Source organism: Thalassotalea mangrovi, assembly GCF_005116735.1.
Classification (GTDB): Bacteria; Pseudomonadota; Gammaproteobacteria; order Enterobacterales; family Alteromonadaceae; genus Thalassotalea_A; species Thalassotalea_A mangrovi.
Genome location: NZ_SWDB01000040.1, coordinates 34,403 through 51,280, shown reverse-complemented (window position 1 = coordinate 51,280; position 16,878 = coordinate 34,403). Strand labels below are relative to the sequence as shown.

Annotated in this window: 13 protein-coding genes; 7 read left to right on the top strand and 6 right to left on the bottom strand. The window is 47.3% G+C overall.

Annotated features, from left to right (window positions below):
- Nucleotides 1–196: 196 nt before the first annotated feature.
- The 5 genes from hutH to E8M12_RS15585 all read right to left on the bottom strand — a co-directional run bounded on the left by hutH (nucleotide 197) and on the right by E8M12_RS15585 (nucleotide 7,151).
- Nucleotides 197–1,729, bottom strand: a complete 1,533-nt coding sequence (gene hutH / locus E8M12_RS15605) for a histidine ammonia-lyase (RefSeq protein ID WP_136737199.1) — start codon at nucleotides 1,727–1,729, stop codon at nucleotides 197–199.
- 12 nt (nucleotides 1,730–1,741) lie between these two features.
- Nucleotides 1,742–3,421, bottom strand: a complete 1,680-nt coding sequence (gene hutU / locus E8M12_RS15600; protein ID WP_136737198.1) for a urocanate hydratase — start codon at nucleotides 3,419–3,421, stop codon at nucleotides 1,742–1,744.
- Between the two features lie 15 nt (nucleotides 3,422–3,436).
- A complete protein-coding gene (gene hutC, locus E8M12_RS15595; RefSeq protein WP_136737197.1) occupies nucleotides 3,437–4,141 on the bottom strand; it encodes a histidine utilization transcriptional repressor HutC in 705 nt (234 codons plus the stop codon).
- 607 nt (nucleotides 4,142–4,748) lie between these two features.
- Complete coding sequence (locus tag E8M12_RS15590) at nucleotides 4,749–5,717, bottom strand: carbohydrate kinase family protein (RefSeq protein ID WP_136737196.1); 969 nt, start codon at nucleotides 5,715–5,717, stop codon at nucleotides 4,749–4,751.
- Between the two features lie 252 nt (nucleotides 5,718–5,969).
- Nucleotides 5,970–7,151: an acyl-CoA dehydrogenase gene (locus E8M12_RS15585; RefSeq protein ID WP_136737195.1), complete on the bottom strand. Its 1,182-nt coding sequence runs from the start codon at nucleotides 7,149–7,151 to the stop codon at nucleotides 5,970–5,972.
- A gap of 195 nt (nucleotides 7,152–7,346) precedes the next feature.
- Here E8M12_RS15585 and E8M12_RS15580 point away from each other — a divergent pair, with 195 nt between their 5' ends.
- From E8M12_RS15580 to E8M12_RS15570, 3 genes are read left to right on the top strand one after another with little or no spacing between them, the layout of a single operon-like run.
- Entirely contained in the window at nucleotides 7,347–8,012 is a 666-nt protein-coding gene (locus E8M12_RS15580) for an isochorismatase family protein (protein ID WP_136737194.1), read from the top strand.
- An 11-nt stretch (nucleotides 8,013–8,023) separates the two neighbouring features.
- Nucleotides 8,024–8,992, top strand: a complete 969-nt coding sequence (locus E8M12_RS15575) for a polysaccharide deacetylase family protein (RefSeq protein WP_136737193.1) — start codon at nucleotides 8,024–8,026, stop codon at nucleotides 8,990–8,992.
- Nucleotides 8,979–9,905, top strand: a complete 927-nt coding sequence (locus E8M12_RS15570; protein ID WP_136737192.1) for a polysaccharide deacetylase family protein — start codon at nucleotides 8,979–8,981, stop codon at nucleotides 9,903–9,905. Before E8M12_RS15575 ends, E8M12_RS15570 begins: the two co-directional genes overlap by 14 nt.
- A 500-nt stretch (nucleotides 9,906–10,405) precedes the next feature.
- Here E8M12_RS15570 and E8M12_RS15565 read toward each other — a convergent pair whose 3' ends face one another.
- On the bottom strand, nucleotides 10,406–11,149 hold the full coding sequence (locus E8M12_RS15565; RefSeq protein ID WP_136737191.1) for a GntR family transcriptional regulator: 744 nt from the start codon (nucleotides 11,147–11,149) through the stop codon (nucleotides 10,406–10,408).
- Nucleotides 11,150–11,259: 110 nt separating this feature from the next.
- Here E8M12_RS15565 and E8M12_RS15560 point away from each other — a divergent pair, with 110 nt between their 5' ends.
- Genes E8M12_RS15560 through E8M12_RS15545 form a run of 4 tightly spaced genes read left to right on the top strand, consistent with a single transcriptional unit; the run spans nucleotide 11,260 to nucleotide 16,874 of the window.
- A complete protein-coding gene (locus tag E8M12_RS15560) occupies nucleotides 11,260–12,666 on the top strand; it encodes an MmgE/PrpD family protein (protein ID WP_136737190.1) in 1,407 nt (468 codons plus the stop codon).
- Nucleotides 12,659–14,080 carry an MmgE/PrpD family protein gene (locus E8M12_RS15555; protein ID WP_136737189.1) on the top strand — a complete coding sequence of 474 codons (1,422 nt, stop codon included), beginning with the start codon at nucleotides 12,659–12,661 and terminating at the stop codon, nucleotides 14,078–14,080. The genes E8M12_RS15560 and E8M12_RS15555 overlap by 8 nt, the downstream gene beginning before the upstream one ends.
- Nucleotide 14,081: 1 nt before the next feature.
- Nucleotides 14,082–15,485: a phenylacetate--CoA ligase family protein gene (locus E8M12_RS15550; protein ID WP_136737188.1), complete on the top strand. Its 1,404-nt coding sequence runs from the start codon at nucleotides 14,082–14,084 to the stop codon at nucleotides 15,483–15,485.
- A gap of 30 nt (nucleotides 15,486–15,515) precedes the next feature.
- Nucleotides 15,516–16,874, top strand: a complete 1,359-nt coding sequence (locus E8M12_RS15545) for an amidase (protein ID WP_136737187.1) — start codon at nucleotides 15,516–15,518, stop codon at nucleotides 16,872–16,874.
- Nucleotides 16,875–16,878: the final 4 nt, after the last annotated feature.

The window sequence follows — 16,878 nt, the reverse complement described above, 5'->3', positions numbered from 1 at the left end:
AATTAGTGGGTGTCCCAAAACGTGCTAATTCAGGACACCCCAGAATTTAAACTTTGAGAAAACGTGAATAGTAAAAATATGCGGGTGTCCCAAATATAGAATTTCGCCGGAGGAGGAGGGGGGATTTATTTTTCGCTAGAAATTACCTATAAAAAAGCCCGGGACAATCCGGGCTTTAAAAGAAAATACCAGGTAATTATACGCTTGGCAGGGTATTGGCTGGCATTAACTGGTGGGCGAAGGCACTTGCCAGTAACTGGCTTGCAGCTTCAATATCCGGTGCAAAGTAGCGATCTTTGTCGTAGTAAGCGACTTTTTCGCGTAGCGCTGCTTTGGCTTTTTCAACACTTGCAGATGCTTTCAACGGTGCACGGAAATCAAGGCCTTGCGCGGCTGCCAGATACTCAACAGCGATGACACCAAGGGTGTTGCTGGCCATATCCGCCAGACGACGACCGGCAAACGCTGCCATCGATACATGGTCTTCCTGGTTAGCGGAAGTTGGCAGGCTGTCAACGGACGCTGGATGCGCCAGGGTCTTATTTTCAGAGGCTAATGCCGCTGACGTCACCTGGGCAATCATAAAACCTGAGTTTACCCCGCCATTTTCGACCAAAAATGCTGGCAGCTTGCTGAGGCTGGCATCGATCAACAATGCCATACGGCGCTCTGACAGCGCTCCAATTTCACTGATCGCAATTGCCAGGTTATCAGCAGCCATCGCCACCGGTTCCGCGTGGAAGTTACCACCTGAGATAAAGTCACCATCATCGGCAAACACTAATGGGTTATCGGTTACGCCATTCGCTTCAACCAATAAGACCTCTGCAGCCTGGCGGATTTGCGTTAAACACGCACCCATTACCTGAGGCTGGCAGCGCAGGGAATACGGATCCTGGACCTTTTCACAATCGATATGAGACTGAGCGATTTCTGATGTATCCGTTAACATGGCGCGATAGGCTGCCGCCGCATCGATTTGCCCCTGCTGACCACGGATTGCATGAACGCGATGATCAAAAGGTGCCCGCGAGCCCATTGCTGCCTCGACGCTCATCGCACCGATCATGGTGCTGGAAGCATATAGATCTTCTGCCAGGAACAGGCCTTCCAAGGCAAATGCGGTCGAGGCTTGGGTACCGTTTAATAGTGCCAGGCCTTCTTTCGCCGCCAGGGTAACTGGCTCAAGTCCGGCAATTTTCAAACCTTCAACCGCACTGATGACTTCACCTTTGTGCAGTACTTCACCTTCGCCAAGCAGAGGTAACACCATATGCGACAATGGTGCTAAGTCGCCAGAGGCACCCACACTGCCTTGCTTAGGTACATAAGGGTAAACTTCGGCATTAATCAGGCTGATCAATGCTTCGATTACTGACAGGCGAATACCGGAAAAACCGCGCGACAATGAGTTGATTTTCAACACCATCATCAAGCGCACCGTGGCTTCGTCCATTGGCTCACCGTAACCGGCAGCATGACTCAGAACGATAGAGCGTTGCAGCAGTTCCAGTTCTTCGGTTTTGATACGGGTATTGGCCAGTAAACCAAAACCTGTATTGATACCGTAAACCACTTTGTCTTCGCGAATGACTTTCTGAACCGCTTCTGCGCTTTTATTAATGGCATCGAAGCAGCTAGAATCCAGGGTGATTTTTACTGCTTCGCGACTGACTCTGCGCAGATCCGCCAGCGATAACTGACCGGAAACGATATTTAATTGAGACATAATGACGCTTCCTTATTTGTTGGTGATCATTGGCAAGTCAAGGCCTTGCTCTTTGGCACAATTAATGGCGATGTCATAGCCAGCATCCGCATGACGCATAACACCAGTCGCCGGGTCGTTCCAAAGCACGCGCGATAAGCGAGCATCAGCTTCATCAGTACCATCAGCCACGATAACCACGCCGGCATGCTGGCTAAAGCCCATACCAACACCACCGCCGTGGTGCAGGCTCACCCAGGTTGCACCACCGGATGTGGACAACAGGGCGTTCAGTAATGGCCAGTCGGATACCGCATCGGAACCATCAAGCATGCTTTCCGTTTCACGGTTTGGTGAAGCCACTGAACCTGAGTCTAAGTGATCGCGACCAATGACGATTGGAGCTTTTAATTCCCCATTTTTAACCATCTCATTGAAGGCTCGGGCCAGACGAGCACGATCTTTTAAGCCAACCCAGCAAATACGTGCTGGCAAGCCCTGGAATGCGATACGCTCTTTCGCCATATCTAACCAGTTGTGAAGATGTGGGTTATCTGGAATTAATTCTTTAACCTTGGCGTCAGTCTTGTAGATATCTTCCGGATCGCCCGATAGTGCTACCCAGCGGAATGGACCAATACCTTCACAGAATAATGGACGAATATATGCCGGAACAAAGCCTGGGAAATCAAAAGCGTTTTTCACACCTTCTTCCAACGCCATCTGACGGATGTTGTTACCGTAATCGGTAGTGGCTGCACCTGCTGCCTGAAGATCAAGCATCGCCTGAACCTGAATCGCCATTGATTGCTTGGCCGCTTTAACCACAGCAGCTTCATCTTTTTTACGCATTTCAGCTGCATGTTCCATGGTCCAGCCTTTTGGCAGGTAACCATTGAGTGGATCATGTGCAGAAGTCTGGTCGGTAACAACGTCTGGGGTGATACCGCGCTTCACCAGTTCCGGGAATACATCAGCAGCATTGCCTAAAAGCCCCACAGAAATCGCTTTGCCATCGGCAATCGCTTCGTCAATCATGGTTAATGCTTCATCGAGCGTGGTTGCTTTTTTGTCGACATAGCGTGTTTTCAAACGAAAATCGATGCGGGTTTCATCACACTCAACGACTAACGCACAGAAGCCTGCCATGGTTGCCGCAAGAGGTTGAGCACCACCCATGCCACCAAGGCCGCCAGTTAGTACCCACTTACCCTTGGCATCACCATTAAAGTGTTGATTAGCCATAGCTGCAAAGGTCTCATAGGTACCTTGGACAATGCCCTGGGAGCCAATGTAAATCCATGAACCGGCCGTCATCTGGCCGTACATCATCAAGCCTTTTTTATCCAGTTCATTGAAGTGTTCCCAGTTACCCCAGGTTGGAACCAGGTTCGAGTTGGCAATCAATACTCGAGGCGCATCTTTGTGGGTTTTAAAAACGCCAACTGGCTTGCCCGATTGAATTAATAGTGACTCATCGTCTTCAAGGCGATTTAACACTTCGATGATCTTGTCGTAACACTCCCAGTTACGGGCTGCTCGGCCAATACCACCGTATACAACGAGTGATTGTGGATGTTCCGCAACTTCCGGATCCAGATTGTTCATTAACATACGCTTGGCTGCTTCGGTCAACCAGCTTTTAGCGGTGATTTCGCTACCACGGTCAGCGCGAATAACGCGCGATTTGTCGAGACGAGGGTCTGAAGACATGATCTCTCCTACTACTTAATTAAAAACAGAATGCCCGCCAAGGCGATAACGATCTCCTGGCGAGGTTAGAATTGCGAATGAAACCACCCCGGCTCGAGACCAGGTGCGGCGTTTGATTTGTAAGCATGCCGTTTGTTCAGGGGTTTGCAAATGCTCACAAACGGAGTCTTTAGCAACGACCGCGGCAATTTCCTGACTTGCTTCGGTCAAAGGTGCTTCCTGTGACAGGTATTCATGTGGCGTCAGTTTTGAAAAATCCTGTTCCCCATAGGCTGGCAACAAACTGGCATTGACGAATCGTTGCTCCAGCTGCACCGGCAGGCCATTATTGCGGTGTAAAACAACCGATTGAAATACCTTGCTACCGGCTTTTATCTGCAGGTTTTTAGCGATTTCATCGTCGGCGGGGACGCTGTCCAGTTGCAGTAACTGGGCAGAATAAATACCACCGTTTTCATTAATTTCATCTTTAATGCTACGTATCTGCAAAACCGAGGACTGGGATTTAAAACTGGCAACAAAGGTACCAGCGCCTTTTGAGCGACTAAGCACTCCTTCTTCCGTTAACTCCTGCAATGCCCGGCGCGCGGTCATCCGCGACACTTGAAATTGTTCGGCCAGTTCATTCTCAGAAGCAACCCGAGCCAGTTCCGGTAACTCGCCGGATTCGATCTGGGCGCGAATATGATCTTTAATCTGAGTAAATTTAGGAGTGCTCATGATGTCTGTTAAACTGCTCAGCCTTATACCAATTACATTAAGTTTGTGCACAACTCAGAGTTTGGGCAGAGGTTCAGTTACAACATAGATTTCATTGATATAGTCATTCTATATTATTGAAATCTAGGGCCTTAAATGGACCTCTGGTAAACTCCCTACGGGTGAGTTTTAAAGGCGTTTATCCTGCGTTACTGATTTTGACAATGGAACGACCATTCTCTGCAATCAAAGCCTTGTCTAAACGCCTGTAAATTCTCACTGAGTGAGCAATAATTTAATTTGATTGGTATTATTAACCGACCTGAGGTGCTTTTCCTTCAGGCCATTTGAATTATATAGCATGGATGAATTTTAAGATGGCTAACCAACTTGTATATACATCTTGTCTGCCAAGCATCATAGTCGATCCTTGTTGTATATACAAGTGGAAAGTGCCAACTTGGGAATAAGGTCATTCAGGCAATAAAGCAGGGTCTGACGTTAGCGGTATGTTGCTGCTGGCGGAATAATAGAAATGGGTTCATTGGTGCAGATTAAAAGGATAGCAGAAATGCCTGGTCTGGATGCGCAGCTTTTAGAGTCGAACAGCCGAAATTGTTATATTCGATTACGGGTTCTCCAGTAATTGTTCTACTTCCGAAAGACTGGGTAGCGCCCAGAAAGCTCCGGGTTTACTGACCGTGCAGGCACCCGCGCAACAGGCAAACTCAAGTGCAGCGGTCAGATCCGGCAGCCGACAAAAATCGGCCAGCTCATCGCTACCTATATTCGCCCTTGCCAGTTGATACAAAAAACCACCAATAAAACCATCGCCACCAGCCGTGGTATCTTTTACCGTGATCTGAGGTGGTTCCACCTGGCCTTGCCCAAATTGGCTAAACCATTGAAGCGGTTCACCGCCATCGGTGATCAAAATCAAGAGTGTCTGATTACTGAGCAGTTGTTGAATATAGGTCTCGGTTGCCAGTGATTCCGCCATAAATTCCAGTTCTTCACGAGAAAATTTCAAGATATGGGCCTGGTCGAGCAGACGGTTAATGGTCGAACGGATGTTCCTGGTTGAAGGCCAGAGGTTTTGCCTAAGGTTGATATCAAAACTAATCAGTTGACTGGTCTGTCTGGCATTTGCCACCAGGGTTTCTGTGGTATGGGCTATTGAGTTTTCGGTCAGGCTATTTGAACAAAAATGAAAAATTCCCTTGTTGGCAAACGCCTGCTGACCGAGGTGGTGCGGTTGATAAAGTAAATCGGCGGCAGGTGGTCGATAGAATTCGAAACTACGTTCACCACAGGCATCTAAAGCGACGAACGCCAGTCCGGTTTTAGCCTTGCGGGTAAAGTTCAGATAATCCAGTTTTACCCCGGATTGCAACATCGCCTCTTCAAGGAACTGGCCAAACATATCCTCACCGAGCATGCCGGCAAAAAAGCTATCACCGCCAAGTCGGGCAATTGCAACCGCCACGTTTGCCGGGGCGCCACCGGGAAATTGGCTATAAGTAGGATTACCCAGAGCATCTTTGCCGGTACCGAGAAAGTCGATTAAGGCTTCACCAAAACAGATTACCGGTAGCATATTGCGTCCCCATTATTAATATTTAGTGACTGATATTCTGGAAAATACTGCCGGTAGTGCCTGATTAGAGCGCGGCAATTCATCGGCATAAAACTGTCGTTCTTCGTAAAAAACACGTCATCATAAATGCTTGCGCGGTGATTACCCGCAACGAATTGGTTACCTCCTGGTTTGGTGAGGCTATTAAACGTACCGGGTAAGTCGTGAATGACTTTTCCGACAGCTAAGTGTCAGAAAAGTCAGCTTGTTATCTTAGAAAAACGCCTGTAGCCCGGTCTGCGCCCGACCTAAGATCAGTGCATGAACATCGTGAGTACCTTCGTAAGTATTCACCGTTTCCAGATTGATCATGTGCCGAATCACATGGAATTCGTCGGCAATACCGTTACCACCATGCATATCTCGTGACATGCGGGCGATTTCCAGCGCTTTGCCACAGTTATTGCGCTTCACCAGGGAAATCATGGTCGGATCAAAGTCTTTTTCATCAATCAGGCGACCAACCCGAAGCGATGCCTGCAGGCCGAGGGTGATTTCGGTTTGCATATCGGCTAGTTTTTTCTGGAACAGCTGAGTCTGCGCCAATGGCTTGCCAAATTGTTTGCGGTCCAGGCCGTATAATCGGGCGCGATGCCAGCAATCTTCAGCCGCACCCATTGCCCCCCAGGAAATACCGTAGCGGGCCATATTCAAACAGCTGAATGGTCCCCGTAAGCCACGCACGTCCGGAAACATGTTTTCTTCCGGTACAAACACATTATCCATTACAATCTCGCCGGTAATTGAGGCTTTTAAACTCATTTTCCCTTCAATTTTCGGTGCTGACAGACCTGGCATGCCCTTTTCCAGAACGAAACCACAAATCTGATTGTCATGGGCTTCGCTTTTCGCCCAGACCACAAACACATCGGCAATCGGTGAGTTGGTGATCCACATCTTGCTACCGGTTAACTGATAACCACCGGCAACTTTTTTAGCGCGGGTTTTCATCCCGGCCGGATCGGAGCCGGCATCCGGTTCGGTAAGGCCGAAACAGCCAATCCACTCACCGGTGGCAAGTTTTGGTAGGTATTTCTCTTTCTGGGCATCACTACCCCAGGTATAAATGGGATGCATAACCAATGACGATTGCACACTCATCGCACTGCGATAACCAGAGTCAACGCGCTCTACTTCCCGGGCAACCAGGCCATAAGATACATAAGAAACGCCAGGGCAGCCATAGCCATCAATGGTCGCACCGAGCAAGCCCAGTTCACCAAACTGGCGCATGATGTTGGCGTCGAAGTGCTCTTCTCGATTTGCCATCAATATGCCGGGTTGTAATTGCTCCTGACAAAAATCCCGGGCCATATCGCGGATCATCCGCTCATCTTCATTCAATTGTTTATCCAACAAAAGAATGTCTTCCCAGTTCGATACTCCTGCACTCACGTCGTTTCTCCTGTTTTTAGCTGAAGCAATTTGTTGTTTGACAAATGTTAAAGCACGCAGATTAGTCGATTGCTTTAAAACCTATCATTTATTAATAATAGAGTTATAACAAGCATTTAATTGTCTGTGTTATGGCAAATATCAATTAAACATTTAAATGCAAGGCTGACTAGCGAATCACAATAAGAGGCTGATATGGAAACCACCGACAAAACTGCCAAACAGATTTATTTCGATGTTAAGGCAAACCCACACCGCAAAAAATTTGGTTTTGGCCGCAAAGCCGTGTTGGTTAATATCGATCCGCAAAAAGCCTACACCTGTACCGATGAGTTTAAAACGGCCTATGAAACGGATCCACGGCAGATGGAATATATCAATGCCCTGGCAGAGCAATTCCGTAAACTTGGCTGGCCAGTCGTCTGGACCCATGTTGCGTACATGGCATCAGGCGAAGACGCAGGGATATGGGGCACCCGCACCGATACCGAAGATTCACTGCAGAATATTAAATTTAATTCCCGGCGCAGTGAATTTGACGACAGGTTACAGATTGACCGTGAGCGGGATGTGATTTACCTGAAAAAAATGCCGTCGGCGTTTTTTGAAACTCAGTTGCAATCGTTGTTAGTCTGGCATCAGGTCGATACCGTGATCTTAACCGGCGGTTCGACATCAGGTTGTATTCGTGCAACCGCAGTCGATAGTTTATCCCGCGGCTATCGCACCATTGTGCCTGAGCAATGCGTTGCCGATAAACACGAAAGTTACCATTACGCCAACCTGACCGATTTGCTGCTTAAATACGCCGATGTTGAAGATGTCGAAGATGTACTTTGTTGGTTGCAACGCCAGGGTTAACGGAGAGCAATGTGAAAGCGAATCCCGGATATTACGATTACTGGCCGTATGAAAACCGGCCCAAGATAACCTGGCCAGGCGGTGCCAAAATAGCGTTTTGGGTGGCGCCAAATATTGAATTTTATGAATTAAATCCGCCGGAAAACCCGCATCGAAAAGCCTGGCCGCAGCCTGCTCCTGCGGTGCCCGGTTATTCCATTCGCGATTATGGCAACCGAGTTGGTCATATGCGGCAGATGCAGTTACTGGATAAATACAATATCCGTGGCTCTATCTCTTTATCGACAGCGCTTTGTGATCATCACCCACAAATCATTGAGCTATGCAAAGAACGGGATTGGGAATTCTTTTCCCACGGGATTTATAACACCCGCTATACCTATGGCATGAGTGAAGCCGAGGAACGCGATATGATCCGCGACTCAATGGAGTCCATATTTCGCCATACCGGTCAAAAATGCGCGGGTTACCTGGCTCCGGCTTTGTCGCACTCGGATCACACCATAGATTTATTCGCCGAAGTTGGCACCGAATTATTCGGCGATGATGCCGGTATATATACCTGTGATTTATTTCACGATGACCAGCCAACGCCCATACATACCCGTTCAGGAAAGCGCTTTATGTCCATTCCTTATAGTCTTGAAATGAACGATACCATTGCCTTTGTCGTGAATAAAATCCCGCCGCGCCAATATGGCCAGATACTCAAGGATAACTTTGACCGCCTGTATCAGGAAGGGGAAGAGTCCGGCACGGTGATGTGTATTCCGACTCACAATTATCAGGTGAGCTGCCCGCATCGACTAAAGGCTTTTGAAGAAGCATTGGACTATATCACCTCCCATGAAGATGTTTGGGTGACTACCGGGCGCGAGATTGCTGAGTATTACCGCGAGCATTTTTTTGAAAAGGCTAAACAGGACATCGAAAATCGTGTGTTGTCTTTAAGGGGAGGTAGCAATCATGGCATTGGATAAACGTTATTTCGAGTATCCTGAACGCAGTTATGGCATGGATCATGGGCGCTATGACTGGTCGATGTTAACCGACCGGCAAGCGATCCAGTGGCCCGGTGATAAAAAGCTGGCGGTTTGGATCAATGTTGGATTGCAATTATACCCGCTGGACCAACAAGGTGTACCATTTAAAGTGCCGGGCGGGATGACCATGCCGTATCCGGATTTGCGCCATTTTAGTCTGCGAGATTATGGCAATCGCGTCGGTATCTACCGATTTTTAAGAGCGTTTTCCCGTTATGGTGTGAAGCCGACGTATGCCGTGAATACCGAGCTTGCCCATCAAAATCCGTATTTGCTGGAAGCGATTTGTCGCGATGACCATGAGCTCATTTGTCATGGCTGGAATATGGATTGCCTGCATTACGGTGGCCAGGACAAACAGCAAGAAGCGGAATTAGTCGCTAAAAGTGTTGATGGTTTGCGCGAGTTGTCTGGTGAAGCCATTCGAGGTTGGTTGTCACCGGCGAAAAACCAAAGTGAGCACACTCCAGAGTTACTGGCGGCCAATGGTATCGACTTTCATTGCGATTGGGTTAACGATGATATGCCGTATCGATTCTTCACCGATAGCGGTGATATCTGGTCAATGCCGTTATCCACAGAACTTAGCGATCAGTTCATCCTGATGAATAATCTGCATAGTGAGCAAAGTTATGTAGAACAGATCCTCGATGCCACCGAAATGCTAGCCAGTGAAACTACGACTCAAGGCGGCCGAATCCTGTCGTTGCAAATCCATCCCTGGATGTTGGGACAGCCACACCGTATCGGCAAACTTGAACAAATTCTTGCTCACCTAGCTGAGCGCGACGATGTATGGTTTGCAACCGCCAGCGACATCCTCGACACCTTCACCTCGCAGCTCAAATAATTGCGAGTCGCATTTCGCGGGCAGAGTTAATTTCCAGAACACAAAACCAATTCTCTGCCCATTCTTCACGCATATTCTGCTATTTGAGGACACCCACCTTTTTTCAGCCGCTATCGCTAATTTGGGACACCCACCATTTCACTTAAATCAAATTAACCAATTTGGGACATTCAGATATTCATGCCTAGTTGGAATGCTATTTGCGGACACCCACCTTTTTTTAGCCGCTATCGCTAATTTGGGACACCCACCATTTCACTTAAATCAAATTAACCAAATTGGGACATCCAGGTATTCATGCCTAGTGTTCGGGACACCCAGATATTAATGCATATACGGATTTCATATGGGACCTGCTTGTAAGGCCGTTAGATGATTTGCACCATTTCCGGTAATTTTTACGGGTATTCCTTATGTCATTCTTTCGGGTGTCCCGTATTTACTGGATTTAATGAGTGCCCCGAGTTATTGCCGGATATTTTGAGTACGGAAAATCGAAATTAAGAGTGACTATCGGGGTATAAGACATTATTGAGGGTAAAGCGATCGCCTGGATAAATACTGGTCGCGACTAACATAACGCCATTGTCCTGATTGCTGTGATAGCGACGGGTAATGTTCATTGCTGGCGTACTGGTATTACTATCAAGTAATTCTGACACATCATTGTCCATCAGGCAGGCACTCACCTGTTGTGCAACGGAATGAATGGGTTCGCTATTTATCGCATTAATTAAAGCGTAAATGGCATTATCCTTAGTGATTTCCTGGTTGGAGCGGGTTTCATCAATACGCATATATAGCCGACAATAACACAGTGGTAATCTGCTCTTTGCTTCAAATCTCACACCACTGATATCAAGATATTTACCTGGTTGTGGCAGTTGCAATTGCTCAGCGATGTCTTTAGTGAGTGGCAGCACTTTTGCCTGATAAATTTCAAAACGTGTACTGTTCCCGAACGTTAAAAGATCATCGACAGAGTTGATATAGGGGTTGGTCGCAGAAGGCAGCGCTTCTCGCTTAACCCGAGTGCCGGAGCCTTGGCGTCGCTCTACCAGCCCTAATTGCACGATATGACGCAAAGCCTCACGGGCTGTATGCCTGGAAATTTGATATTCATTACACAACTCTTTCTCCGTCGGTAGCAAGCTGCCGATGGGATAAACCCGAGTCTGGATTTGCTCAATCAACTGCTCAGCAATTTGCAGGTATTTGGGTTTACTTGAATTGATATTCGTCATTTTCGCGCGTTTCTGTGAGTTTGACTCTTGCTTATTGGATGAATTACAGGATATTTTAATCCAAGGAAATTTATCCGGACAAATTTATTTTAACTTTATAACATGGATTTATGGATTCTTCTCTGACCCAGCAGCTGGTTATTGATATAAGGCAAAAGCCAGTCAATGCTCACGACAGACAGCGCTCGGCGCAGCACGTGCTGGATTGGCTCGCCTGCGCAACCGCGGGTATGGATTCAGAGGTGGGGAGAATATACCTATCATATGCAGAGCAAGCTCCACCGGGCAAAGCGACAACCATTGATGGCAAGCAACGATATTGGCCAGATGTGATCGCCTGTAATGCAGCGCTTGGCAATATTCTTGAAATGGATGATATTCATCGTCGCTCGATTCTTCACCCAGGCCCGGTTGTTATTCCGGCTGCATTAGCAATGGCTGAGCAGGTCGACGCAGATATACCAACATTACTTGACGCCATTATCCATGGTTATGAAGTCACGATTCGTCTGGGGCAGGCGATTGGTCGAAGTCACTATCGATACTTTCATAACACTTCAAGTTGCGCAGCCATAGGCGCAGCGATGGCATGCGCAACCTTGCTGAAACTCTCTGTTGAGCAAACCGTAAGCGCATTGGGTAATACCGGAAGCCGCACTGGTGGCCTTTGGCAAATGCGCCATGAGAGCGTAATGACCAAGCAATGGCACAACAGCGAGGCAGCAAAAAGCGGTGCTTTGGCCGCATGGCTTGCTAAAACCGGGTTAACCGGACCCACACAGATTCTTGAAGGACCTCAGGGGGTTTTCGCGGCCTTGTCAGATGACGCAACCCCCGGGGCGTTTATTGCTAAAGCTCCCGACTGGCTAATTTATGATTGCAGTTTCAAGCCCTGGCCAGCGTGCCGACATGCCCATCCAGCAATGGACGCGCTGTTACATACCCTAGAATTTGCTAACAACAAGCGACGACCGCAAAACTCTGCTGCAATTACGGCAGACGATATTGCTGCTATCGATATCTTTACTTACCAGGATGCTGTTACGTTTTGTGATAGGCTCCAAGTAAACAGTGAGAATCATGCTAAGTTTTCCATTCAACATGCAATTTCAGCGTTGATTATCAAGGGCGAGCCAAGGCTCAAACACTATCAACAAGATAGTTTCACCAACCCGTTACTTGTCGAATTTAGACAAAAGGTGAATGTCTATGTCAGTACCGAAATAGAAAATCGATACCCCAAGCATTACGGAGCTACTTGCACCATTACAATGATTGACGGACAAAGCTTTTCTGTTGAAAGAATCGATACTCTCGGCGACCCGGAATGTCCAATGAGTGAGAATCAGCTGACACATAAAGCTCGCATGCTATTTGACGCTGCTGGCCTTGCACAAGCTGATAGTCAGGCACTACTTGAATTGGATTGGACAAAGAAAAAAGATTTAACCAACCTTACCCAACATTTTGGCACAGCGAGACAGGATGTAATCAGAGAAGGTGGTTACAATGGTTGAGTCGAATTCGCATTCAACAACGGCTAGTGATGAGCGCAATGCGATGCAAACTCTGCTCAGTTATATCGAATCTCAACGTTATGAGAATCTTCCCCAAAGCGTAATTGTCGCCGCGAAAACCTTTATTCTCGATTCTATAGGCGTAGGCATCAGCGGCTCCAGGCATGAAAATTTGCCTTTGGTTAAGGCGGCGGTCAATAATTGGGGAGCAGGGAAGCAGGCTCAGGTCTGGGCTACTGGTGAATGGCTGCCTGCAAGTTCGGCGGCGACGATTAATGGCTATCAAATTCACAATCAGGAATGGGATTGTGTTCATGAAGAGGCCGTTGTCCACCCCATGGCTACCATATTATCGGCTTTGATGGCGTATGGGCAGCAACATAATGTGAGCGGGCAAAAGCTCATACTTGGTGTGGTTGTCGCCGTTGATGTGGCAACCTTAATCGGCGCATCGGCAACTTCGGGATTAAAATTCTTTCGCCCTTCAGTATGTGGCTGTTTAGGCGCGACCGCAGGTATTTGCGCGATGCTGGGAATCACCGGTAGTAAACTGGCAAATGCTTTAGGGATAGCTTACAGCCAAATTAGTGGCACCATGCAATCTCATCTGGAAGGCTCTCCCATGCTGGCGATGCAAATCGCTTTTAATGCTAAAAATGCGATACAGGCCGCTGATCTTGCCAGGCAAGGATTCAGTGGTCCGAAAGACATACTTGAAGGTCCATTTGGCTATTTCACTTTATTTGAAGATGGGTTCGATTTAACCCAGTTTTATCAAAAGCTAGGTTATCAGTATCAAATAGAACAAATCAGCCATAAGCCGTTTCCTACTGGCCGGGCAGGGCATGGCGTCGTCGATGCGCTTCAGGTGTTACAAACGGATTATGAATTTACCCCTGATCAGATAGAACAAGTTACGGTGGAAGTGACGCCGTTAATTTATCGTCTGGTCGCTCGCCCGATAAAAGAAGGCATGGATGTCAGTTACGCAAAACTTTGCATCGGATATATCGGAGCAACAGCGCTTTTAAAAGGCTCTGTCGATGTCGATGATTTTGCGAAAACCTGTCTGCACGACCCGAACCGCCTGCGATTGGGTGCGAAATTTCAAACGCAAGTAAACGATATTATTGATCCCAATGCTTTGGCGCCAATATCGGTTACGGTGCAATTATCAGATGGCCAAACCTTCTCACATTCACTGCCAGCTATTTTGGGACACCCACATCGTCCATTATCCAAAGCAGCTCAACTTCAGAAATTCAGAGCGGCTTGCCACAGTGCGCATATTCCAATGAAAGATGATGAAATTGATAAATTGATAAATCGCATAGACGAACTACCAGCAATCAACAATATTAACGATTTAGTTCAAATGATGATGCCGTCGTCGCGGTCAGGTTCTGGGGATTAATATGTCGAGTTTTCCAACCTATTTCGAAGCTTTCGATTACCAGCAGATGCTTACTGATTATCCGCTAGGCGATGACATGCTAAGTCGATTCCAGGGGATGAGCCGTGATGTGTTGCACGTGCTTCAAAACCAACGATTTATGCAGGTTGTCGACCGTGCCTGGCAAATACCGTTTTACCAACGCATCTGGGGAAATGCCGGGGTTACGCCGGATGATATTCGCTCGCTAGATGATATTGAAAAGCTGCCACTTATCTCAAAGTCTGACATCATGGAAAGCGTTGAAAACTTCCCTCCAATCGGCGATTTCCATGGTTTGGATAACCTTCCTAAAGACCAACGTCCTCCTATTGTTTTTCACACCACCAGTGGGACAACAGGCACCCCTCAGCCATTATTGTTTGGACCGAAAAGCCGCGAAGTACAATCTTTGCTGGTTGCTCGCTCGTATCGGTTTATGGGGCTAAAACCTGCATCGACAATTCAATCCTGTTATGGACACGGAATGATAAATGGCGGTCATTATATTCGTGAAGCGGTAACTCACTACACCAATTCGATGTTTCTAAGTGCGGGTACAGGTGTCGAAACGCGATCCTCACAACAGGTTAGCCTGATGAAAACCTTTGGTGTCAACGTGCTCGTAGGTTTTGTCGATTACATCAAGCGTCTCGCCGATGTTGCCAGGGAAGAGGGGATTGAACCGGGTAAAGATATCAATATTGATATGATTATTGGGCACTTTGGCATGGAATCCCGTGAATCGATCACCAAAGCCTGGGGCAACGCCGAACTTTTTGATTGGTATGGGGTCGGAGATACCGGCACTATTGCGGCTGAAGGCCCGGACCATAACGGTATGTATGTCTGGGAAGATGCGCATTATCTAGAAATTCTTGATGCCGATAGCAACCAGCCAGTGCCGGAAGGTGGGACAGGAAATATGGTCGTTACCTGTCTTTTCAAAGATGATGTTTATCCAATTATTCGTTTCAACACTCATGATATTACCCAGACACTGACCAATGAAGCTGAGCTGGATTTACCGTTCAAACGCATTAGAGGGTTTATGGGGCGCAGTGACAACATGGTGAAGTTGCGTGGTATAAATATATATCCACAAGGCATTGGCCCAATTTTAGCAGAACGGCCTGAGTTTCTTGGAGAATTTATTTGCGAAGCTAATCGTGATGACAGTGGTCGTGATGAGATGTTAGTGAAAGCCGAAGTTTCTACCATTGCAGCGAGCCGTGATAGCCTGATTTCGTATTATGAAGCGATTTTAAAACGAAAAATTGGAATTGCCGTAGCAGTAGAATTGGTTGGCGAAGGTGAGCTAACTCCGTTTACTCAGGTAGACATTCGTCAAAAACCGATTCGTTTAATCGATAAACGTTTTGACTAGCCGCCAGGAACAACAGAGGAGCACCCGCCTATGTTCGCGGAACAGGAATTGTTGGCTCTAAGCGCCAGTGAGCAAATATCGTTGATCAAGTCAGGCAAATTGAGTGCTCGTGAATTAGGGGACATCCAACAATTTGCCTTTGAAAAACTAAATCCGGCAATCAACGCTGTTACCCAGTATGCAAATGATAAATTCGTCGATGATGAACAAAAACCGTTAGCTGGCATATCAATAGGGGTAAAAGAAAATATCGATGTAGCCGGATTTAATACTACTGCGGGTCTTGAATATCTTCGCGATAATCAAGCGATTTCAGATTCGTTTTGTGTCTCCAGGTTGCGGGCGTCCGGTGCTACATTAAATGCAAAACTCAATATGCATGAGGGGGCGTTAGGGGCGTCTAATCACAACTCCCATTACGGCAATTGTTATAACCCCTGGCAATTAGATTTAACTCCGGGCGGATCTTCTGGTGGCAGCGCGGCTGCTGTCGCTGCGGGTCTTTGTAGCATCGCGCTTGGCACCGATACCATGGGCTCAGTGCGCATTCCCGCATCTTATTGTGGTGTTTTTGGTTTTAAACCAAGCCGAGGCGCGGTGAGTAACCGCGGCAGTGTACCGTGCGCGACTTCACTAGATAATATTGGTCCTTTGGCAAGAAGCGCCGAAGATCTGTTATTGGCATTTAACCTAATGCAGGGCTTCGATAACAAGGCAGCGGATTCAAGAAATATTCAGTTTAAATCTTCACCTCAAGACACTATGCCAGTGCTGCTGGTTCCAGAAAGTCTTGAGAACTTGGGTGTTGAAGACGGTGTTTTATCTGACTTTAATCGCAATATTGATGTGTTTGTTGATATGGGCTGCACGATTCGACATGTTGATATTAGTGATTATGATTTTTCCGCCGTTCGCCGCCATGGTCTGATTTTATGTGAAGCGGAAATGCGATGCACACACCAACAGGCATGGGAACAAACGCCCGAATTGTTTTCACCTTATTTGACGTCACTTCTCGGATTTATCGACAGTAAGACTCCTATGGATGTGATAAAAGCCGAACAAACGACGAATAATGCCATTCCATATACCCGAATGCTTTTTAACCAAGGCGATTATTTGCTGATGCCTACGACTCCTCAAAGGGCCTTTGCGATGAATGAGTCTGTTCCGGTTAATCAAGCGGATTTCACCAGTTTGGCCAACCACGCAGGGCTGCCGGCTGTATCTCTGCCGATGTTAACGGACAGTTTGCCTTGTGGTATGCAACTTATCGGCAAACAAGACCACGACTACGAGTTGTTAAATCTTGCGATTCAATGGCAACAGCAAAGTGGCTTTAAATATTATTTACCATCTTCGATTACTGAGATGCTGTCGAGCAGATAGGGGA